We start from the raw sequence: 21,308 nt of genomic DNA on the forward strand, positions 1-21,308 counted from the left end.
CTACAGCAAGCTCTTGACGTAGGCGTCAATGTCGCTGATGTATTTTTCTATGCCTGACGCATCTTTTTCACGAATCAGATGCTCAAGCGATTCACATAACTGCTTGCCAGGTACCAGATTTAGCATGGCAAACACACCCTTAAGGCGGTGAGCTGTCTGTGCCAATGCGGCAAAATCCTTCGCCGCGGACTCAGTATACAGCCTGCTAACATCTTCCGGTACCGTATCCACAAACAGAGCATAATAGCCACTGGCCTGAAGCTCGGCACTTTCATCTCCGCCCAGCGGCGATTCCGTCACTTCTTCCTGCGCCAGTTGCTCTTCAATAAGCTGGAGTACGGCATCCTGCATGGCGTTGCTCATGTTAAAGTTCACACGCAGCTGACTTGGGCCAATTTTGCGTATCCCAGCCTCATCATCGCTTAAAAGCAAGCCCGAAGCAGTAAGATTAGACGGATTATCTGTTAAAAAAAGGTCAAATTCTTGACTTGTTGCTCGTTCGTCAGGGCTGATACAGGTCGCGCCCCAGCTTTCAAGCTGGCGCGTGACAATGTTGCGGACCTCGTTTGAGGTGATATCCACCATCGCCACCACATCATCCAGCAGCTGCTCTTCGGGCTCCACGTCCTCTTCACGCACCGGCATTTTGACATGCAGCGTATAGCGCGTGCCCAGCGACTCTCGTGCCTTAATATTAAGGTGACCGCCGAGTTTACGCGCCAGCTGATCGCACAGCCAGAAGGTGAGGGCGTTAGCTTTGCCGTAGCGGTCTGACTGGGTGTCGTTCAGATATGGGAAGTGTAGATTATCGACTTCACCGTGCGATACGCCGTTGCCGGTATCAAGAATACGGAAGGTTAAACGTTCTTCCACCGACTCATCGGCATTGACCTCAAGGGTAATTTTACCAATTTGCGTGGTGGTCACCGCATATTGGATCAGCAACAGCAGAATGCGGCGCAGCGCATCGCGGTCGCCGTGACGCTGCTCTTTTGCCGGAAGCGGGTTATTGATCAGCAGCTGCAGCCCTTTGCGCTTAATCGACGGCAACACTTCAGGTACCACTTCGTCGATCAGCTCCTGCAGGGAGAACTGCGTGGACGATCCTTTCCAGCTGTCGTTTTCCAGCATATTAGCGAGCTGAATTTCATCGACCAGCCGTACCAGCAGGTCGGCATGGTTCGCGAGCTTCTGTCCATCTGGCGTATCAATGGTGCTGGCCTCGGCGGCGAGCGCTTTGATCGGTTGCTTCAGCGTATCGCTGATGTTTTGCATAAACGCCGCGCGGCCCTGCTGGTTCTTCTCATACAGACGCTGGGCCTGCTTGAGCTTCTTATTCACCAGAATTTCCCGGTCCTGATCGCGAATAATGAAAATTTGGGTGCGCGGTGAAACCTGGCTGCGGAACTGACGAATTTCATACAGTTCATTATTAATGGTGGCCTGAATCACTCCCTGATGCTGATCCGCCATGCTGGTGATGTTTTGCAGGTTGAGGTGCGGTAGTAGATGGTCGGCAATTTTGTTGCTGATTATGGTTCGGTTCGACTCTTGATCGTGCACTAATAGCCCTAGCGGCAGCAATGAGACAATCTCTTCATTAATGGCGCGCAGCACGCGCAGCTCATTATTGGTCCCCGTCGAAGGAACGTTGCTGTTGCTGCCGCGAGTGGGCAGATTACGGAACGTCGAGTAGCCGAACAGCGCCAGCGCCAGCAGCCCAATGTTCAGCAGCAGCGGCAGCATGATGTTCTGGAAGGTGTCGAGCAGCAGCGTGCCAAACGGTACCTGCCACACCAGGCGCATGCCGGTGCCGTTCAGCGCTGAGGTTATCTCAATGCGTGAGCTATTAAAGTTGATGGAGACGCTGTCGCTCGGGTCTTTTTCCTGAGCGCGCTGGGCATTCTGCGCCGGATCGGGTTCCAGGCGGAAACTGTCCAGCGACATGGTTGGCGGTACCAGGTCGTTAATCGGTAAATCAAAGGCGACGACGGTTGCCAGATGCCCCGGCTGGTTGAAGGTGGTACGCAGGGTAAAGTAGCGGCCGTTCTGCCAGGCGAGACGGCGCAGCGACGAGAAGGTTTCGCGCTCATCCAGAGTGTTAGCCTGCTGTAGCATTTCAGCCCGGCGGGAATCAACAATGCTGCCCACGGTCGACTCTTTAAAGCCGGATGAGAGATCTTTTAACGGCAGGGTAGAGATAAGAATCAGGCTGTTATCCTGACCGTTGAGATAGTACATCGACCAGGGAACATTTTCCGCGCCCCACAGGGTATCGAGATAGGTCGACATGCGTTGGGTAATATCGAGCGTGGCGCTGTCATGCGAACCGAAGATCAACGCTTCGGTTTTACGGCGTGGCTTCTCAAGGTAATACACATCCTGCTTTAAGCGGGTTTCCTGCAGACCATCGGCAGGCGGCGCATTGGTATTCGCGGCGGCGATGTTGTCGTAGATCTGCCAGGTGGTGTAGCGCCAGGTATCGATGCGCTTATGGACGGCGTGCGTCATATCGACAATCTGATAGCTCTTATCTTTAAGCCAGGCGTTGACGGCGCTTTGAATCATCACGCCCATCGTCACCAGCAATACGATGATCATAAGAAGGAAGAAACGCGTGATGCTCCCCGGAAGCAGAGAGAATTTCGTCGGGTTCATCTTGTCGGACTGACTCATTGGCGTGTGTAACCCATCATAACGGCATCTGAATGAGGAGAAGCTCAAGCCTGAATCGGCATTGAGGCGCGAAGATCCTGTTTTTGCACTGCTGGCAGTATATACAAAAAAGTCGGCAAGATGCATCTACGGGGCAAATTACACTGCGCGGAGCTGGCGGCAATGCTATGCGGAGGAGGGCGTTAGATATTGGCGGTGAGCAGAAATAGTTTGTTGCGGATTAATTGTACAATGTAACATTTATTGTACAGTTATTTACGAATAACGACTTAAAAATAGCACTAAATAACAAGACATTATTAATCGAGTGCCTGGTAGACATAAAAAATGGTATGAGATTTGATTAGTTAATAGTCGTTACAATTTACGTGCGGTAGCACAGTTTGATTCAGTTTACGTAAAGAAAGGTAAAAAAAACCGGATGCGAAGCATCCGGTTGAAATAGGGGTAAACAGACATTCAGAATTGAATGACGGTAATAAATAAAGTTAATGATGATAGCGAGGACTATTTTAGTTGTAGGTGAAGGTTTTGTTTTACCATTCAGTGCTATACCTTTCGTGTTTTTTAACTCATTGATTTAGTGAATTTATTTGCTTTGGTTTTGATTATTAGTGCTATTTTTCCTGTCTTTTTGTGCTTATAAAAGTTCCCTTAAATTTACATTTTGAAACATCTATAGGGATAAATGAAACATTTGAGCGATTTTCGTATCATATTCTTATTGGATTATTCTAATTTTTACAGCACAATGGATCTGCCGACTGATTAATGAGGGTTAATCAGTAAGCAGTGGCATATATAAGGCATATATATAACAACAGAGGGTTAATAACATGAAAGTTAAAGTACTGTCCCTCCTGGTACCAGCACTGCTGGTAGCAGGCGCAGCAAATGCGGCTGAAATTTATAACAAAGATGGCAACAAATTAGATCTGTACGGTAAAGTCGATGGTCTGCACTATTTCTCCAGCGACGACAGTAAAGATGGTGACCAGTCCTACGTTCGTCTGGGCTTCAAAGGTGAAACTCAGATCAACGACCAGCTGACCGGTTACGGCCAGTGGGAATACAACATCCAGGCTAACAACACCGAAGGCGCTTCTGACCAGGCATGGACCCGTGTAGGTTTCGCCGGTATCCGCATTGCTGACGTAGGTTCTTTCGACTACGGTCGTAACTACGGCGTAGTTTACGATGTGACTTCCTGGACCGACGTCCTGCCAGAATTCGGCGGCGACACCTACGGTGCAGACAACTTCCTGCAGCAGCGTGCTAACGGCGTTGCGACCTACCGTAACACTGACTTCTTCGGTCTGGTTGATGGCCTGAACTTTGCTCTGCAGTATCAGGGTAAGAACGGCAGCGCTTCTGGCGAAGGTTCCACCAACAACGGTCGTGACGATCTGGAACAGAACGGTGACGGCTTCGGTGGCTCCCTGACTTACGATATCGGCGAAGGCTTCAGCGTAGGTACCGCAATTTCCAGCTCTAAACGTACTACCGATCAGAACAACATGGCTTATGGCCAAGGCGATAAAGCGACCACCTACTCCGGTGGCGTGAAATACGATGCGAACAACATCTATCTGGCCGCTCAGTACACCCAGACTTACAACGCGACCCGCTTCAGCGGTAAACAAAGCGCTGCTAATCCTGATCCTATCAGCGGCTTCGCTGAAAAAGCACAGAACTTCGAAGTGGTTGCACAGTACCAGTTCGACTTCGGCCTGCGTCCATCCATCGCTTACCTGCAGTCTAAAGGTAAGGACATTAACAACGGCGTAGACAACTTCGGCGATCAGGATCTGCTGAAATACGTTGATGTAGGCGCGACTTACTACTTCAACAAAAACATGTCCACCTACGTTGATTACAAAATCAACCTGCTGGATGACAACGACTTCACTCGTCGTGCCGGTATCTCTACCGACAACATCGTAGCGCTGGGTATGGTTTACCAGTTCTAATTCGGTTTCGACCGAGATAAAAGGGGCCCTTGGGCCCCTTTTTTAATGTCTGATTTCAGCTAATTAGTGTACTCTTGCGCCGATTGCAGGAGGGTAATAACCGATGGAAATGACTTTTTTACGTACGATGCTGCTTGGCGTCGTTATTTTATTGGCTGGCTGTGACAACACCAGCGCGCCGGCAACCCCAAAGGCGCAGGTGACCGTACTTGATGGTAAAACCATGGGCACGTTCTGGCGGGTGAGCGTGGTTGGCCTCGATCAAAACAGGGCGGAGAATCTGCGTCAGAAGGTGCAGACGCTGCTCGATGGTGACGATCAGCTATTGTCGACCTGGAAAAACGACTCGGCGCTGATGCGTTTTAACCAGTCGCAAAGTACCACCCCATGGCCGGTAAGTGAAGGGATGGCGGATATCGTCACCGAATCGCTGCGCATCGGGCAGAAAACGCAGGGTGCGATGGACATCACCGTGGGGCCGCTGGTCAATCTCTGGGGCTTTGGCCCGGATAAACAACCGGTGAAAACGCCGACTCAGGCGCAGATAGATGCCGCGAAAGCGCGCACCGGGCTGAAAAATCTGACGGTGATTAACCGTGCGGGCCAGCAGTATCTGCAAAAGGCGATCCCCGATCTGTACGTTGACCTCTCGACCGTTGGCGAAGGTTACGCTGCCGATCATCTGGCGCGGCTGATGATAGAAGAGGGGATCTCCCGCTATCTGGTCTCGGTGGGTGGTGCGCTGGTGAGCCGTGGGATGAATGCCGATGGCCAGCCGTGGCGCGTGGCGATTCAAAAGCCAACCGACCGGGAAAACGCGGTGCAGGCGATCGTCGACATTAACGGCCACGGGATCAGCACCTCCGGTAGTTATCGCAACTACTATGAGCTGGATGGTCAGCGGATCTCACACGTTATCGATCCGCAAACCGGGCGGCCGATTACCCATAAGCTGGTGTCGGTCACCGTGATTGCGCCAACCGCGCTGGAAGCCGACGGCTGGGATACTGGTCTGATGGTGCTCGGCACGGAAAAAGCCCAGCAGGTGGTGCGTGAGCAGGGGCTGGCGGTCTATATGATCATGAAAGAGGGTGACGGCTTCACCACCTGGATGTCGCCGCAGTTCCGTGCGTTCCTGGTCAGCGGGAAAAATTAAAAAGCAAGATTGCGGGTTTTTTAATTCCTCCTTTTGGTCACAGTGATGGTTACACTAAAAGGAGGAGCCCGTTATGACATCTCATACCCTATATACCGATGATGACCGCTGGCAGGCGGTGATAAATCGCGACGCCCGCGCCGATGGTCAGTTTGTTTTTGCCGTACAGACCACCGGTATTTTCTGTCGCCCGTCCTGCCGTGCCCGTCATGCGCTGCGCCAGAACGTCCGGTTCTATCCCAATGCACAGGCTGCGCTGGAGGCCGGATTTCGTCCCTGCAAGCGCTGTCAGCCAGATAGCCTCTCTCCCGAACAGCAGAAAATCGACAAAGTTGCCGAGGCCTGTCGGTTGCTGGAGCAGGACAGCCCGGTGACGCTTGAGGCGCTGGCCGAGGCGGTTGCCGTCAGCCCTTACCATTTCCATCGTCTGTTTAAATCCGTCACTGGCGTCACGCCAAAGGCCTGGCAGCAGGCGTGGCGGGCGCGTCGGCTGCGTGATTCACTCAGCGGCGGCGAACCAGTGACCCAGGCGGTGCTGGCGGCGGGATTCCCCTCAAGCAGCAGCTACTATCGTCAGGCAGACAATGTGCTGGGGATGACGGCGCGCGCTTACCGTCAGGGCGGCAAAACCGCTGATATTCATTATGCGACCGACCGCTGCGAGCTGGGCCGCTGCCTGGTGGCGCTGAGCGACCGTGGCATTTGCGCGGTGTTGCTGGGAGATGATGACGCTACGCTGCTGACGGAGTTGCAGCAGAGCTTCCCGTCTGCCCACTTGACGGCAGCGGATGCATCGTCTCAAGCGCAGATTCAAGCCGTTATCGCCAGTCTGAATCAGCGTTCAACACCGCTAACGCTGCCGCTGGATATCCGCGGCACGGCTTTCCAGCAGCAGGTCTGGCAGGCGCTGCGCGCCATTCCAACCGGTGAAACCCGCAGCTATCAGCAGATAGCCGACGGCATCGGCAACCCGAAAGCCGTGCGGGCGGTGGCCGGGGCCTGTGCGGCAAACCGGCTGGCGATTTTGATACCGTGCCACCGAGTGGTGCGCGGCGACGGCAGTTTGTCCGGCTATCGCTGGGGCGTGACGCGTAAAGCGGCGCTGTTAGCGCGTGAAAAAGAGCAGGAGCGGTGATGCTGGATCTGTTTGCTGATGAAGCGCCGTGGTCAGAGCCACTGGCACCGGGGGCCGTCGTTCTGCGCCGACTGGCGCGTGAACAGAGCGATGCGTTGCTCGCCGCTATTGCGCAGGTTGCCGCCGTCTCGCCGTTTCGCCATATGGTGACGCCGGGCGGGTATACCATGTCGGTGGCGATGACCAACTGCGGGGCGCTGGGCTGGAGCACGGACAGCCGCGGATACTGCTACGCTGCCATCGACCCGCTGACCGGGCGGCCGTGGCCAGCTATTCCGGATGTTTTTCTCCGCCTGGCGAAGACGGCGGCGAGCCAGGCCGGATACCCGGAATTCAGCCCCGATGCCTGTCTTATCAATCGCTACCAGCCGGGCGCGAAGCTATCGCTGCATCAGGATAAAGATGAAGCGCGGCTGGATGCGCCGATCGTTTCCGTTTCGCTGGGATTACCGGCTACCTTCCAGTTCGGCGGGTTAAAACGCAGCGATCTGCTGCAGCGCGTCTGGCTGGAGCATGGCGATGTTGTGGTGTGGGGCGGCGCCTCCCGGCTGTTCTACCACGCCATTTTGCCTCTCAAGGCAGGTAGCCACCCGCAGGTGGGCGCCTGGCGCTATAACCTGACGTTTCGCCGCGCTGCGCAATGACGAATAAAAATAAGAATTATTCTTGATGTCGTTGCTCAGCAGTTTACACTGCTGGCTGTTTTTCTTGCTCTGGTTGCTGTTATGGAACTTCTTTTACTCGTCTGGCGTCAGTACCGCTGGCCCTTCATTGGCGTTATCGCCCTGAGCCTGCTGAGCGCGGCGCTCGGTATTGGACTTATCGCCTTTATTAACGTGCGTCTGATTGAAATGGTCGACACCAACCTTACGGTGCTGCCGGAGTTTCTCGGGCTGCTGCTGCTGTTGATGGCCGTGACGCTGGGCTCTCAGCTGGCGCTGACGACGCTGGGGCATCATTTTGTTTATCGCCTGCGTCGCGAATTTATCAAACGTATTCTCGACACTCAGGTGGAACGCGTGGAGAAGCTCGGCAGCGCCTCGCTGCTCGCGGGGCTGACCAGCGATATTCGCGCCATCACCATTGCCTTCGTGCGCCTGCCTGAACTGGTGCAGGGGATAATCCTGACCGTGGGCTCTGCCGCCTATCTGGCGATGCTGTCGACTAAAATGCTGCTGATTACCGCACTGTGGATGGCGCTGACCATCTGGGGCGGTTTTATGCTGGTGGCGCGCGTCTACAGGCATATGGCGACGCTGCGCGAGACCGAAGATAGCCTTTATAACGACTACCAGACGGTGCTGGAAGGGCGCAAAGAGCTCACCCTGAACCGCGAGCGCGCGCAGTACGTGTTTGAACAGCAGTTCACGCCGGACGCAAAGGCTTATCGCCACCATATTATCCGCGCCGATACCTTCCACCTGAGCGCCGTGAACTGGTCGAATATCATGATGCTGGGCGCGATTGGCCTGGTGTTCTGGATGGCAAATGGCCTGGGCTGGGCCGACACTAACGTGGCGGCAACCTACTCTCTGACGCTGCTGTTCCTGCGTACGCCGCTGCTGTCGGCGGTAGGGGCATTGCCTACGCTTCTGAGTGCCCAGGTCGCGTTTAACAAGTTGAATAAATTCTCACTGGCACCGTTCCGCGAGCCGTTCCCGCAGCCAACGGCGCACCCGAACTGGCAGACGCTGGAGCTGCGTGATGTCACCTTCCACTATGAAGACAACACCTTCGCGGTCGGCCCATTAAACCTGACGCTGAAGCGCGGCGAAATGGTCTTCCTGATTGGCGGTAACGGCAGCGGCAAATCGACGCTGGCGATGCTGCTGACCGGGCTGTATCAGCCGATCTCCGGGCAGATCCTGCTTGACGGCCAGCCGCTGGCGGCGGATAAACCTGAAGACTATCGCAAGCTCTTCTCCGCGGTGTTTACCGATGTCTGGCTGTTCGAGCACCTGCTGGGGCCGGAAGGCAAGCAGGCGAAGCCGGAGCTGGTAGAGAAGTGGCTGGCGCAGCTGCAAATGAGCCATAAGGTGAAGCTTGAGGATGGACGAATTCTTGACCTGAAGCTGTCAAAAGGGCAGAAAAAACGCGTGGCGCTGCTGCTGGCGCTGGCAGAAGAACGCGACATCATTATGCTTGATGAGTGGGCGGCCGATCAGGACCCGCACTTCCGCCGCGAGTTTTATCAGGTACTGCTGCCGCTGATGCAGCAAATGGGCAAAACGATTTTCGCCATCAGCCACGATGACCACTACTTTACCCATGCAGATCGCCTGCTGGAGATGCGTAACGGTCAGTTGAGCGAGCTGGTGGGGGAGGAGCGCGAGCGCGCTTCCCGCGATGCCGTTGCGCGTACCGCCTGATTTTTTAGCCGCTTTGCTGAATTTTTCAACGCCTAAGCGGCTTGTTTAACTTTTTTATATTCCCCCGCGCTATGCTTAATGCGCTCAATCATCCGATTGGGCGCACTTTCAGGAATAAGGATTATTCATGTCTCTGTTGAAGAAGAACAGTGCCCGCCTGCGCGACGAAGAGCGCCAGCGGCTCATCTGGCTGCTGACCACCGATAAAGCGGTGACTTCAGCGCTGCTGGGCAAGCTGACGCTGGCCGAGCAGTATGATGAGGGCACGCTGGTTGATGATCTTGCGGAAGTGGGGGCGCTGGTGGCGCACCTGCCGCCGCCGGATCTCGCCGATACCCTGGAAGCGCTGCCGTCAGAAGAGCGTCACGCGCTGTGGAACATGGTTGAAGATGACCGGCGCGGGAAAGTGTTGCTGGAAGCATCGGAGAACGTCTGGGACGACCTCATTGAAGATATGAGCGACCGGGCGTTGCTCGATGCACTGCAAACGCTGGATATCGACGAACAGATCTACCTGGTGCAGCACCTGCCGCGTGACCTGACCGGGCGCCTGCTGGCCTCTATGGATCCCGCTGAACGCGCGCGCGTTCGCCAGGTGATGAACTATGCCCACGAGCAGGTGGGCTCGATCATGGAGTTCGAGGTGATCACCATTCGCCCGGACGTCACGCTAGCCTCGGTGCAACGCTTTTTGCGTCGGTTGGGCAAAATGCCGGAGAACACCGACAAACTGTTCGTGGTAAAGCGCGATCAAACCCTGATTGGCGAACTGGAGCTTAAAACGATCCTGCTGAATGCGGCCGAACGTTACGTGCATGAAGTGATGGAGGCCGATCCGGTCGCGTTTCACCCGGAGGAGCGATCGGAAAGCGTCGCCCGTACCTTCGAGCGTGACAACCTCATCAGCGCCGCAGTCATTGACTCGGAAGGCAAGCTGATGGGGCGTTTGACCATCGATGAGATCGTTGACGTGGTCTACGAAGAGACCGACAGCGATCTGCGCCGCATGGGCGGCCTGAGCAGCGAAGAAGATGTGTTTGCGCCGGTGATGAAAGCGGTGAAAACCCGCTGGGCGTGGCTCGCCATTAACCTCTGTACCGCTTTTATTGCCTCGCGCGTGATCGACGGTTTCGAACATACCATCTCTCAATTGGTGGCGCTGGCTTCACTGATGCCAATTGTGGCGGGGATAGGTGGCAATACCGGCAACCAGACCATCACGATGATCGTGCGCGCGCTGGCGTTACAGCATATCCAGCCGGGCAACTTCTCGTTTTTGATTCTGCGCGAAATGGGCGTAGCGCTGATTAACGGCATCGTCTGGGGCGGCATTATGGGCACCGTCACCTGGCTATTGTACGGCGATCCACATCTGGGTGCCGTGATGACCCTGGCGATGATCCTCAACCTGCTGGTGGCCTCGGTGATGGGGGTATTGATCCCGATGATCATGGCTAAACTGGGGCGCGACCCGGCGGTCGGCTCCAGCGTGATGATCACCGCGATCACTGATACCGGCGGCTTCTTTATTTTTCTGGGGCTGGCGACCGTGTTTCTGCTTTAAGCTTTGCGCGGTGCTTCAGGCGGGCAGGGACGACAACCATCATCATGATGCCCGCCAGCACGCCTATTGCCAGATTCCCCGTGCTGACCGTCGCGCCGACGGTGACCAACATCACCAGCGTTTCCGGCCACGGCGTGCGCTTCAGCGTGCCGGGCTGCAGGCTGTGCCAGTTAAAGGTTTTGAAGGCGACAATCACCATAATGCCCGCCAGTACCGACATCGGGATTTTTGCCATCACTTCGCTTAAGGCGGTGACCAGCAGCAGCAGTACCAGCGCTGCCGCGATGGTTGATATCCGGGTGCGGCCTTTGCCCATCTCCACGTTCACGATGGTCTGACCGATCATGGCGCAGCCGGCGATGCCGCCGTAGCAGCCAGCCAGAATATTGGCGATGCCGAGACCCGCGCTCTCACGCGTTTTGTTCGATGGTGTGACGGTGAGGTCATCGACCAGTTTCGCGGTCAGCAGCGACTCCATCAGGCCAACAAAAGCAATACTCAGCGCGCACGGCCAGATAATCTGCAACGTTTCAAGATTCATCGGCACCAGCCACTGGGTGAGGCCCGGCAGCCCGCCACTCATCGAACCTTCATCGCCGACGGTTGGCAAAATCTGCCCGCTGGTGGCGGTATAGAGGGTGAGTAGAACGACGGCGATAAGCGGCGATGGAATGCTTTTCATCACGCGCGGAAGCCACAACACGATGAGTATTGTGGCGGCAAACAGCGCGACAATCAGCGGGCTACGGCTCCAGAAATGGGGTACCTGAGCAAAGAAAATCAGAATACCCAGCGCATTCACAAACCCGGTCATTACCGATTGTGGAATAAAGCGCATCAGCTTTGCCATCCCGCAGGCGGCAAACAGAATTTGAATGATACCGGCCATGACCACGGCTGGCAGAATATAGGCAACCCCGTGCTGGTGCACCATTGGGCCGATGACCAGTGCCACGGAACCCGCAGCGGCGGTGACCATCGCCGGGCGGCCGCCGAGAAACGACATCGACAGGCACAGCACCACGGAGGCAATCAGGCTGACCTTCGGGTCAACGCCCGCAATCACGGAAAACGAGATAACCTCGGGGATCAGCGCCAGCGCGGTAATCACGCCCGCCAGAACTTCACGCGTCAACATGGAAGGTGACGTCAGGACGGCAAGCAGAGAACCAGAAAGAGGGGAGGGAGAAGCGTTCGACATAGGGTATTCACAGGTTATCGATGGCGGGTTTTCTATAATCCCCAGCGTCCGTGCGTACCATCACAAAGGGGAGAATAATACCGCTTCCCGTCACACTCTACCAGTACCAAATCTCATTTTCTGTACACATTTATTAAACATTTTAATAACAGATCTCAAAACTCAACTTAAATTTTAAACAATATTTAAATTTACCGTGGCTGGTGGTAACGTAACCGTACGGATGTTTTTACCTGCATGTAACAAATCGCAAGTCAAGTAAGGCCCCCTACGATGAAAAAAAAGATAGCTGTACCCAACGCACAGAAATCGGGTACCGAGAAGGTTTCTGTGGCGACTAAGGCGAAGACTCGTGTGGTGCACGAGACAGATGTATTGCTGATCGGTGGCGGCATTATGAGCGCTACGCTGGGTACATGGCTGCAGGAGCTGGAGCCAGACTGGTCGATTACCATGGTTGAGCAGATGGAAAGCGTGGCCGAAGAGAGCTCCAACGGCTGGAACAACGCCGGCACCGGGCACTCGGCCCTGATGGAACTCAACTATACCCCGCAGAAAGCCGATGGCTCCGTCAGCATCGACAAAGCTATTGATATCAACGAAGCCTTCCAGATTTCCCGTCAATTCTGGGCCCACCAGGTGACGCGCGGCGTGCTGACGCAGCCGAAGAGCTTTATTAACACCGTGCCACACATGAGCTTTGTGTGGGGCGATGACAACGTCAATTTCCTGCGTGCGCGCTATCGTGCACTGCAAAAGAGCCCGCTGTTCAACGGCATGCGCTACTCCGAAGATCACGAGCAGATTAAAGACTGGGCGCCGCTGGTGATGGAAGGGCGCGATCCGCAGCAGAAGATTGCTGCGACGCGAACTGAAGCAGGCACCGACGTGAACTACGGCGAGATTACTCGCCAGCTCATTCAGGGCCTCAAAAAGCGCGAACGCTTTACGCTGCAGCTCAACACCGTGGTGCGCCGTTTCCGTCGTAATCCAGACAACAGCTGGAATGTGACGGTTTCTGATGCCAACGGCAGCCATGAAAAACGTACCATCAAAGCGAAGTTTATTTTCATCGGCGCGGGTGGTGCGGCGCTGAAGCTGCTACAGCAAACCAAAATTCCTCAGGCGAAAGAGTACGCAGGCTTCCCGGTTGGCGGTCAGTTCCTGGTGTGCGAAAACCCGGAAGTGGTTAACCATCATCTGGCGAAGGTCTACGGTCAGGCTTCCGTGGGCGCGCCGCCGATGTCTGTGCCGCACATCGACACCCGTATCATCGACGGCAAACGCGTGGTGCTGTTTGGGCCGTTCGCCACCTTCTCTACGCGCTTCCTGAAAAATGGTTCGCTGTGGGATCTGCTGGCCTCGACCAATAAATCCAACATCCTGCCGATGCTGAATGTTGGGCTGGATAACTTCGATCTGGTGAAATACCTGGTAAGCCAGGTGCTACAGAAAGATAAAGACCGCCATGCGGCTCTGCGCGCTTACTATCCGATGGCGAAAAAGCAGGACTGGCGTTTGTGGCAGGCCGGTCAGCGCGTACAGATCATCAAACGTGATGCGCGTATCGGTGGCGTACTGCGTCTGGGCACTGAAGTGGTCAGCGATGATGAAGGCACCGTTGCCGCGCTACTGGGGGCATCTCCGGGGGCATCAACCGCCGCGCCTATCATGCTGGAGCTGATGGAAAAGGTCTTTAAGGATAAAATGCAGACGGCGGAATGGCAGGAAAAAATTCGCGCCGTGGTACCGACCTACGGTTCTACGCTGACGGAAAACCCGCACCTGATTGAAAAAACGTTGGCCTATACCAGCGAAGTGCTGGGACTACGTCATGAAGCAACCCGTGAAGCGGATCCGACGCCAGCGGTGCAGGTATCGTCCAAACCGGTTGTAGCAAAAGAGATGGCGGATATCGCACTCTAAGAAAGAAAAAATCCCGGTCATACCGGGATTTTATTATTTGGTAGCCCGGGCGAGCGCAAGCGACCCCGGGTTTTTTATTAACGCGCGACGGCGTTATGTACCGTTTCCTGAGCTTCCCAGATACGGTATTTCACTTCTACGTTCTCAGGCGCGTAGATAACAATTGGCAACTTGCTGTTGTAGCGCAGCATGCCATCGTCGCCCAGTGATGCGGTGACGAATTTTTTCGTTTTCTTCTGGTCAGGGCAGGCCATCATGGTCGACACTGGTCCGGAGATTTTCTCCACCACATAGTAGTCGTAGCCCCAGCCTTCCAGCGTTTTGCTTTCCAGCTCGCCGCCAAGGCGCTGATGGTTACAATCGACCTCCAGCGTTTTACCAATCAATAATTCCACCTTGTAGGCAGACTCATCTTTCTGTTCCGGCAACTGAATCACCTGACGCGTCATACCTTTTTCCGCTTTAGGGAAAGGCGCAACCTTTTCCAGCGGCTGTTCTGCAGCCCAGGCGGAGCTGGAGGCACAGGCGATGGCCAGTAACGAAGCGGCAAGTTTATGTGTGTTTTTCACTGTTCATCCTTTTTATCAGTTTGCAACGAGAGGAGAATATCATTCCTGACATCAATGGTAATCGTATTTTACTGAATTTTGCATTAGGACTAGTTCTAAATATTGTGTTTATGAATGAATATAGCGATTAAGACTGTTTTATTCGCATGATAGCGTACGGATATCCTGAATAACGATGAAAATGACCAGATTTCTTATTATAGCTGCGCTTCTCGGCGTTATCCCTGCCGCACAGGCCACAATCCAGGTTGGATTCTCACCTGAAGGCTCCGCCCGTGAGTTGGTGCTGAGCACTATCGATGGCGCACAGCGCTCCATTGATATGATGGCCTACTCGTTTCAGGCCAAAGATATTGTCGACGCGCTGATTCGTGCCCAAAAACGCGGTGTGAAGGTACGGGCGGTGATTGATAAGCGACGAAATCAGGGGGAGGTCAGCCAGAAGGCCATTGCCCGGGCGGTAGAAAACGGCATTGATGTTCGCATTGACGGCCACTACCACATTCAGCATGACAAAGTGATGATCGTGGACGGCAATACGCTGGAGACCGGGTCGTTTAACTTCGCTAAATCGGCAGAGACGGAAAACTCAGAGAATGTGCTGGTGATCCGAGATGAGCCGGAGGTGATTCGCCAGTATCAGGCGCATTTTGACAGCCGCTGGGCGCTGGGAAAGTCGCGGTAAGGAAATAAAAAAACCAGCCATAACAGGCTGGTTTATATAATCTTTTTGGTCGGCACGAGAGGATTTGAACCTCCGACCCCCGACACCCCATGACGGTGCGCTACCAGGCTGCGCTACGTGCCGACGCATGGAGAAAATACTACCGCTTTTATCCCTGATTGCAAGTCAGGGTTCACCAATTGATTTAAAATTAATCAATCAGTTAGCGATAAAGCGTTTTTCATCCGTCAGCACCTGCAGCAGCAAACTGAGTTGGGCTTTTTGATCCCGTTCCTTCTCACCCGCCGCGTTCCAGGTCTTATAGTGACCATTATGGCTGAGCACGACGGTAATCGATGGCGTGGTGATCGCCAGGGTATCGTTATCTGCCGACGTCACCCAATTATGGCGGCGCGCGGCGCTGAACAGATCCTGACCCTGCGAGTATTCGTTTGCCGGCGTGCTGACATGCAGCAGGCGTTGCATCAGGGTGGTCATAATATCTTTATGATCGGTCAACAGGTCGATGCGCTGAGCAGGGGTCCCCGGCCAGTGGATGACCAGCGGTACCTGAAGCTGGGCGCGTGACCAGTTAAAAGTGCTGTTCTCGTCGCTGAGCGGCACGCCGTGACCGGCGGTAATAATCACCACGGTGTCATCGAGCTTGCCGGAGTTGCGCAGTGCGTCCAGTACCTTAGCAATTTGTGCATCCACATCCGCTGCGGCACGAGCATATTGACGGTCGTTGGCCTGAGCGTTGTTGATGGTGGTTCCGTTAAACGACACCCACGAGAACCAGCGGTTTTCGTCCTGGGCGTTGTTTTTAAGCCAGTTAGTCCACTGGCTTGCCGTCTGGGCATCATTCTGCGATTTGCCCGGCGGCAGTGAGAAATCAGACAGCAGCGCCTGGCGATAAATCGGGCTGGTGAAGCCGTCAGAAGAGAACAGACCCAGCTGATAGCCCTGTTGATTAAGGGCGCTAATCAGCGCTGCCGGAATACGTGCCGACAGGACGCCGTCCATATAGGACGGTGAAATACCGTAGAACAGGCCAAAGATGCCGTTATCGGCGTTGTTGCCCGCGCTCATATGCTGGGTAAAGTTGACGTTGCTGTCCGCAAAACGGGCCAGCGATGGCATTTGCTGTTCGAAGCGCGAATAGTTCAGGCCATCGACGGTAATCAGCAGGACGTTCTTGCCGACACCCATATCGCGATAGCGCAGATCGCTGAGCGGATACTGCACGGTTACCGCTTCCGGATCGCCTTGTTCCACCAGACGGCGCTGGTAATCCTGCGCGTCAAGCAGCCCGTGCTTCTCAAGGAAGCGGCGCGCGGTCATTGGATATGACAGCGGCAGGTTGGCGCGCTGCATGGTGACCGGACGATAGAAGTTAGCATCGGCCCAGATGTACATCACGTGCGAGGCGATGAACGATGCAAAGAAGAACCATGCGACCGGGCGGGCGTAGTGACGGCGACGCGTCAGGCTGCGCAGCTTCTGCCAGCTCCAGGTGGCAAACAGCATCTCGACCAGCAGAATCACCGGCACACTGATAAACATCAGCTGCCAGTCTCGGGCGGTCTCGTTTTGATCGGGGTTGATAACCAACTCCCACACCACCGGGTTAAGGTGCAGGTGGAAGCGGGTAAAGACCTCGCTGTCGATAAGCAGCAGCGTCATGCCCGCCGTCGCCAGAATGGCGGACAGGAAGCGCATCAAACGCTGGGACATGACGATAAAGGTCAGCGGGAACAGAATCAGCAGATAGGCAGAGAACACCAGAAAGCTGAAATGCCCGACAAGGCTGATGTAGGAGAAAATGCGTCCAGCCAGCGTCGTCGGCCAGTCGGCGACAAAAAGATAGCGGCTACCGAGCACCATGGCCAACAGCATGTTGAACAGGGCGAACCAGTGCCCCCAGCTAACCATCTGGGAGACTTTTTCTCGGTAAGGCTGACGATGAGTCACCATAAACTGTTGCTTGTACCCTTAGTGCGCAGGATCGCTGTTAATAGAAGACTGGAGCGCCTGGGCAAAAGAACGTGCGATAGCCTGGCGTTGAGCCGGAGCCACGCTGCTGTTAATCAGGTTGGTCACCATATTGCCCAGTACCATCAGCGAAAGATCGGTCGGGGCTTTATGTTCTTCCAGCACGTTGGCGAGCTCGCTCAGCAGTTTTTCAACGTGTTCATCACTATAGCGGGATTGTTGTGGCATAAATCGAAATCTGTCTATTCATCAAAGGGCAGTATATTACCGTAGCAGCAGCATTTTTTCCGCTTTTTTTCAGCGGAACGCGTTATCCTTTCGCCATTATGCTGCCGCGAGGGCGGTAATGTGTGAGTTGCACTGTCGCATCGGGGGTGATTGAATACACCCGATCTTAAAGGAGAGTTTAACATGAGTCTGGATATCGACCAGATTGCTTTGCATCAGCTCATCAAACGCGATGAGCAAAACCTGGACGTGGTGCTGCGCGACACGCTGCTGGAGCCGACCGCGCCGGTTGAAGAGATGATGGCCGAGCTGCATCGGGTGTACAGCGCGAAGAATAAAGCCTACGGCCTGTTTACCGAAGAGAGCGAACTGGCACAGGCGTTAAAGCTGCAGCGTCAGGGTGAGGAAGATTTCCTCGCCTTCAGCCGCGCGGCCACCGGCCGTCTGCGCGACGAGCTGGCGAAATATCCGTTCGCCGACGGTGGGATCGTGCTGTTCTGCCACTACCGCTATCTGGCGGTGGAGTATCTGCTGGTGGCGGTGCTGAATAATCTCAGCAGCATGCGCGTCAACGAAGAGCTGGACATCAGCGCGACCCATTATCTCGACATCAACCATGCGGATATCGTCGCGCGCATCGACTTAACCGAGTGGGAAACTAACCCGGAATCGACCCGCTACCTGACCTTCCTGAAAGGGCGAGTCGGGCGCAAAGTCGCCGATTTCTTTATGGACTTCCTCGGCGCGAGCGAAGGGCTGAATGCGAAAGTGCAAAACCGCGGCCTGCTGCAGGCGCTGGATGATTTTGCCGCCGAAGCGCAGCTCGACAAAAACGAGCGTCAGAACGTGCGTCAGCAGGTCTACTCCTACTGCAACGAACAGCTGCAGGCCGGTGAAGAGATTGAGCTGGAGTCGTTGTCAAAAGAGCTCTCCGGTGTGAGCGAAGTGAGCTTCAGCGAATTTACCGCGGAGAAGGGCTACGAACTGGAAGAGAGCTTCCCGGCGGATCGTAGCACCCTGCGCCAGCTGACTAAATTTGCCGGTAGCGGCGGCGGCTTAACCATTAACTTCGATGCCATGCTGCTTGGTGAGCGAATTTACTGGGACCCGGCCACCGATACGCTGACCATTAAAGGCACGCCGCCAAACCTGCGTGACCAGCTCCAGCGCCGGACCTCCGGAAAAAGCTAAGTCCTCCCTCTAAAGCCCGCTCATCCCCGAGCGGGCTTTGTCTATCCGTATTTCCGCCACTTTTGAGTGATGTTCCTCTCATTTTCTGTATCGATGCTTTTTCATCCAGGTTAAAACTTGAGCTGACTCTCGGTTAAGACCTAATGAAATAAATAAAAATACGTTTCATTTTAAATGCAAAAACATTTTGATTTTGTAAATGGAGAGCCACTCTGATTCAGGAGGGCTCAAGGACGCGGCAGCTGGGTGCCGCGAATCACTGAGAGGAAAAATAACAAGATGCACAATACCTTCAGGCACTCCCGACTGGCGCTGGCCACCACCATGATGCTCGCGGGTGCATTAAGCGGCTGCGATGATAGCGTAGCCGCTCAGGCGAAGGCGTCAGCGGCGCCACAAAACGTGCAGTCACCGGTGCTCTCCGTCGACGATAACAGCGTGGTGCTGGTGTGGGAAAAACCGTTGCTGGAGGCGGACAAGGTGGTGGACTATCACGTCTACCATGGCGGCGAACTGCTGGGCAGCGCACGCGACAATCAGGACGCATTCTCCCCTGCGAAACCCTATATCGACAACTTCTACCAGACGCTGGATAACGACCACTGGCAGCAGAAGGTCGATCTGCGCAGCTTCACCGTCGAAGGGTTGAAAGCCGATACCGATTACCAGTTTACCGTTCGCGCGGTCTATTCAGACGGCAACGAGTCCGCCGACAGCGCACCGATTTCTCTACGCACCACGAAGGTGCCGCACGTGGTGGATGCCAAAGCGACAGGTGCCGTCGGCGACGGAACAACGCTTGATACCGCCGCGCTGCAAAAAGCCATTGATAGCTGCACGCTGGCACAGTATCCGCAAGGGTGCAAAGTCAGCGTGCGCGGCGGTGTGTTTAAAACCGGCGCGCTGTTCTTACACAGCGATATGACGCTGGAGATTGCCGAAGACGCGACGCTACTGGGCTCGGATGACCCAGCGCAGTACCCAATGAACAAAGGTTACTTTCTTTACCCCTATACTGATAATCCGCTGCCGAAGCGTCCACCGTCGTTAATTAACGCACTGGAGGCCGACGACAAAGGAAGCTCTCACGCGGGCACTTTCCGCAATATTCGCATCGTCGGCAAAGGCACCATCGATGGTAATGGCTGGACGCGAGGCGTGAAGCACGGCGGGCCGGAGTCTATCGTTGATGAAGCAGGCAATGCGCTGCCGCAGTATCGCGCCAGCAACGCCAATAAAGTGGGCGAAGACGGGATTCTGGCAAAACATCAGACCGAGCTGGCGGTATCCGAAGGGATGGACCGCGACAGTGCCTACAAAAACCGACGCTCCAGCCTGATGACGCTGCGCGGCGTCAGCAATCTCTACATTGAAGGGTTGACGATTCTCAACCCGGCATTTCATGGGATTATGGTGCTGGAGTCGGAAAATATCGCGCTGAATGCGCTCAGCCATAAGACTTTCGACGGTAATAACGCTGACGGCATTGAACTGGGTAATAGCCAAAATAGCCTGGTCTTTAATAACTTCTTTGATACCGGCGACGACGGGATGAACTTCGCAGCGGGTTACGGCAAGGGTGTTGAAACCTTTGGTCAGAAACCGCAGAGCGGGGCATGGATTTTCAATAACTACTTCCGCAAAGGCCACGGCGCGGTAGTGACCGGCAGCCATACCGGCGCCTGGATCGAGAAGATCAAAGCGGAAGATAACGTTATGTATATGACGGATATCGGCCTGCGAATGAAAAGCCGCCCGTACTACGGCGGCGGGGCGCGCGACGTACTATTCCGTAATAACGCGATGAAAGATCTGGCGAAAGAGCCGTTTATCTTCACCATCAAGTACAGTGCCGACGTGAATGACACCACGCCAGCAACTGAGCCCGCGCAGTTCCGCAACGTGACCGTTGAGAACGTCACCGTTGACGGCACGGCGGCGAAGAAAAGCATTCTGGTGGATGGCATGACGGTGCAGGAAATGGCGGCGGCCTACGGGATGACTTACCCGCGCGATGCCTATCACCAGAACCTGGCGTTCAGCAACGTGAAGTTTCGTAACGTACAGGCGAGCAAAATCACCTTCCTGCATGACAGCCAGTTTACCAACGTCACGTTTGATAATACGGAGCATGCCTGGAACGTTGCGCAGGTAAGCGGTATTACGCTTTCAGACAGCGTGAATAATGAGGTGATAACGTCGACAGGGAAGGAGACGGTCGTGCGAGAGGCGGCGAAGCAGTAAAAAAAAACGGCTCCAGAAGGAGCCGTTCTTTCGTCACGAAGACTTGTCGGCGATTAAGCGCGAACGAAGTCGATGTGAGCCAGTTTTGGCTTGAACGGGTGACGCTGCACCGCCTGAGCCTTAACTTTTTCTTCTTTACCATCAACAACGATGGTCAGAACTTCGCTGTAGAATTCAGCGTTGTTCTGCAGGTTCCACAGCTTGTCGTGATCCAGTTCGATAGCAACAGGAGCTGCTTCGCCACCATAAATGATAGCTGGGAACTTGTTAGCTGCGCGCAGGCGGCGGCTCGCACCCTTACCCTGCTCTTTACGTACTTCTGCGTTAATAGTAAACATTGATAGCTCTCTTAATTAATCCTGCTACAGGCGACCCAGCAGCAGGCAAATGATCTGCTTCACGGATGTGAAAGCGGGCGGCATT

Annotated in this window: 16 protein-coding genes and 1 tRNA gene; 10 read left to right on the top strand and 7 right to left on the bottom strand. The window is 54.8% G+C overall.

What is annotated here, in order from left to right; genetic code table 11:
* Complete coding sequence (gene rcsD, locus HII27_RS04975) at positions 1-2,676, bottom strand: phosphotransferase RcsD (RefSeq protein WP_185666864.1); 2,676 nt, start codon at positions 2,674-2,676, stop codon at positions 1-3.
* Between the two features lie 836 nt (positions 2,677-3,512).
* Here rcsD and HII27_RS04980 point away from each other — a divergent pair.
* The 6 genes from HII27_RS04980 to mgtE all read left to right on the top strand — a co-directional run bounded on the left by HII27_RS04980 (position 3,513) and on the right by mgtE (position 10,870).
* Entirely contained in the window at positions 3,513-4,646 is a 1,134-nt protein-coding gene (locus HII27_RS04980) for a porin OmpC (protein WP_185666865.1), read from the top strand.
* A 103-nt stretch (positions 4,647-4,749) separates the two neighbouring features.
* Positions 4,750-5,802: an FAD:protein FMN transferase ApbE gene (gene apbE / locus HII27_RS04985; protein WP_185666866.1), complete on the top strand. Its 1,053-nt coding sequence runs from the start codon at positions 4,750-4,752 to the stop codon at positions 5,800-5,802.
* Between the two features lie 73 nt (positions 5,803-5,875).
* Positions 5,876-6,937, top strand: coding sequence for a bifunctional DNA-binding transcriptional regulator/O6-methylguanine-DNA methyltransferase Ada (ada, locus tag HII27_RS04990; RefSeq protein ID WP_185666867.1), 1,062 nt, complete (start codon positions 5,876-5,878; stop codon positions 6,935-6,937).
* Positions 6,937-7,581, top strand: coding sequence for a DNA oxidative demethylase AlkB (gene alkB, locus HII27_RS04995; RefSeq protein WP_185666868.1), 645 nt, complete (start codon positions 6,937-6,939; stop codon positions 7,579-7,581). Before ada ends, alkB begins: the two co-directional genes overlap by 1 nt.
* Before the next feature lie 81 nt (positions 7,582-7,662).
* Complete coding sequence (locus HII27_RS05000; RefSeq protein WP_185666869.1) at positions 7,663-9,306, top strand: multidrug ABC transporter permease/ATP-binding protein; 1,644 nt, start codon at positions 7,663-7,665, stop codon at positions 9,304-9,306.
* Positions 9,307-9,433: 127 nt separating this feature from the next.
* The gene (gene mgtE / locus HII27_RS05005) at positions 9,434-10,870 is read left to right on the top strand and encodes a magnesium transporter (RefSeq protein WP_185666870.1); all 1,437 of its coding nucleotides are present in this window, start codon (positions 9,434-9,436) and stop codon (positions 10,868-10,870) included.
* On the opposite strand, the gene HII27_RS05010 is transcribed toward mgtE, so the two are convergent.
* Entirely contained in the window at positions 10,833-12,071 is a 1,239-nt protein-coding gene (locus HII27_RS05010; RefSeq protein ID WP_185666871.1) for a SulP family inorganic anion transporter, read from the bottom strand. The genes mgtE and HII27_RS05010 overlap by 38 nt on opposite strands.
* 273 nt (positions 12,072-12,344) lie before the next feature.
* On the opposite strand from HII27_RS05010, the gene mqo reads away from it, so the two are divergent.
* Entirely contained in the window at positions 12,345-13,997 is a 1,653-nt protein-coding gene (gene mqo / locus HII27_RS05015) for a malate dehydrogenase (quinone) (RefSeq protein WP_185666872.1), read from the top strand.
* Positions 13,998-14,074: 77 nt separating this feature from the next.
* On the opposite strand, the gene eco is transcribed toward mqo, so the two are convergent.
* Positions 14,075-14,566, bottom strand: coding sequence for a serine protease inhibitor ecotin (gene eco, locus HII27_RS05020; protein ID WP_185666873.1), 492 nt, complete (start codon positions 14,564-14,566; stop codon positions 14,075-14,077).
* Between the two features lie 181 nt (positions 14,567-14,747).
* Here eco and HII27_RS05025 point away from each other — a divergent pair, with 181 nt between their 5' ends.
* The gene (locus tag HII27_RS05025) at positions 14,748-15,251 is read left to right on the top strand and encodes a phospholipase D family nuclease (RefSeq protein WP_223883148.1); all 504 of its coding nucleotides are present in this window, start codon (positions 14,748-14,750) and stop codon (positions 15,249-15,251) included.
* 46 nt (positions 15,252-15,297) lie between these two features.
* Here the strand turns inward: HII27_RS05025 and HII27_RS05030 are convergent.
* From HII27_RS05030 to HII27_RS05040, 3 genes are all read right to left on the bottom strand, one after another.
* Positions 15,298-15,374 (bottom strand) — tRNA-Pro (locus tag HII27_RS05030).
* A gap of 75 nt (positions 15,375-15,449) precedes the next feature.
* Complete coding sequence (gene yejM, locus HII27_RS05035) at positions 15,450-17,204, bottom strand: LPS biosynthesis-modulating metalloenzyme YejM (protein ID WP_185666875.1); 1,755 nt, start codon at positions 17,202-17,204, stop codon at positions 15,450-15,452.
* 18 nt (positions 17,205-17,222) lie between these two features.
* Positions 17,223-17,450, bottom strand: a complete 228-nt coding sequence (locus tag HII27_RS05040) for a YejL family protein (protein ID WP_035892650.1) — start codon at positions 17,448-17,450, stop codon at positions 17,223-17,225.
* 183 nt (positions 17,451-17,633) lie between these two features.
* Between HII27_RS05040 and yejK the strand changes: the two genes are divergently transcribed.
* Together yejK and HII27_RS05050 are read left to right on the top strand one after the other, a co-directional pair.
* The gene (gene yejK / locus HII27_RS05045; RefSeq protein ID WP_035892652.1) at positions 17,634-18,641 is read left to right on the top strand and encodes a nucleoid-associated protein YejK; all 1,008 of its coding nucleotides are present in this window, start codon (positions 17,634-17,636) and stop codon (positions 18,639-18,641) included.
* A gap of 279 nt (positions 18,642-18,920) precedes the next feature.
* A complete protein-coding gene (locus tag HII27_RS05050) occupies positions 18,921-20,885 on the top strand; it encodes a glycosyl hydrolase family 28 protein (protein ID WP_185666876.1) in 1,965 nt (654 codons plus the stop codon).
* A gap of 53 nt (positions 20,886-20,938) precedes the next feature.
* Here HII27_RS05050 and rplY read toward each other — a convergent pair whose 3' ends face one another.
* Positions 20,939-21,223 carry a 50S ribosomal protein L25 gene (rplY, locus tag HII27_RS05055; RefSeq protein ID WP_052285124.1) on the bottom strand — a complete coding sequence of 95 codons (285 nt, stop codon included), beginning with the start codon at positions 21,221-21,223 and terminating at the stop codon, positions 20,939-20,941.
* Between the last annotated feature and the right edge of the window lie 85 nt (positions 21,224-21,308).

This window comes from Kluyvera sichuanensis, assembly GCF_014218705.1.
GTDB classification, from domain to species: Bacteria; Pseudomonadota; Gammaproteobacteria; order Enterobacterales; family Enterobacteriaceae; genus Kluyvera; species Kluyvera sichuanensis.

Bases quoted from the DNA above. Each gene is read 5' to 3' on its own strand.
- rcsD (WP_185666864.1), bottom strand. From the start codon at position 2,676: ATGAGTCAGTCCGACAAGATGAACCCGACGAAATTCTCTCTGCTTCCG.
- HII27_RS04980 (WP_185666865.1), top strand. From the start codon at position 3,513: ATGAAAGTTAAAGTACTGTCCCTCCTGGTACCAGCACTGCTGGTAGCA.
- apbE (WP_185666866.1), top strand. From the start codon at position 4,750: ATGGAAATGACTTTTTTACGTACGATGCTGCTTGGCGTCGTTATTTTA.
- ada (WP_185666867.1), top strand. From the start codon at position 5,876: ATGACATCTCATACCCTATATACCGATGATGACCGCTGGCAGGCGGTG.
- alkB (WP_185666868.1), top strand. From the start codon at position 6,937: ATGCTGGATCTGTTTGCTGATGAAGCGCCGTGGTCAGAGCCACTGGCA.
- HII27_RS05000 (WP_185666869.1), top strand. From the start codon at position 7,663: ATGGAACTTCTTTTACTCGTCTGGCGTCAGTACCGCTGGCCCTTCATT.
- mgtE (WP_185666870.1), top strand. From the start codon at position 9,434: ATGTCTCTGTTGAAGAAGAACAGTGCCCGCCTGCGCGACGAAGAGCGC.
- HII27_RS05010 (WP_185666871.1), bottom strand. From the start codon at position 12,071: ATGTCGAACGCTTCTCCCTCCCCTCTTTCTGGTTCTCTGCTTGCCGTC.
- mqo (WP_185666872.1), top strand. From the start codon at position 12,345: ATGAAAAAAAAGATAGCTGTACCCAACGCACAGAAATCGGGTACCGAG.
- HII27_RS05025 (WP_223883148.1), top strand. From the start codon at position 14,748: ATGACCAGATTTCTTATTATAGCTGCGCTTCTCGGCGTTATCCCTGCC.
- yejM (WP_185666875.1), bottom strand. From the start codon at position 17,204: ATGGTGACTCATCGTCAGCCTTACCGAGAAAAAGTCTCCCAGATGGTT.
- HII27_RS05040 (WP_035892650.1), bottom strand. From the start codon at position 17,450: ATGCCACAACAATCCCGCTATAGTGATGAACACGTTGAAAAACTGCTG.
- yejK (WP_035892652.1), top strand. From the start codon at position 17,634: ATGAGTCTGGATATCGACCAGATTGCTTTGCATCAGCTCATCAAACGC.
- HII27_RS05050 (WP_185666876.1), top strand. From the start codon at position 18,921: ATGCACAATACCTTCAGGCACTCCCGACTGGCGCTGGCCACCACCATG.
- rplY (WP_052285124.1), bottom strand. From the start codon at position 21,223: ATGTTTACTATTAACGCAGAAGTACGTAAAGAGCAGGGTAAGGGTGCG.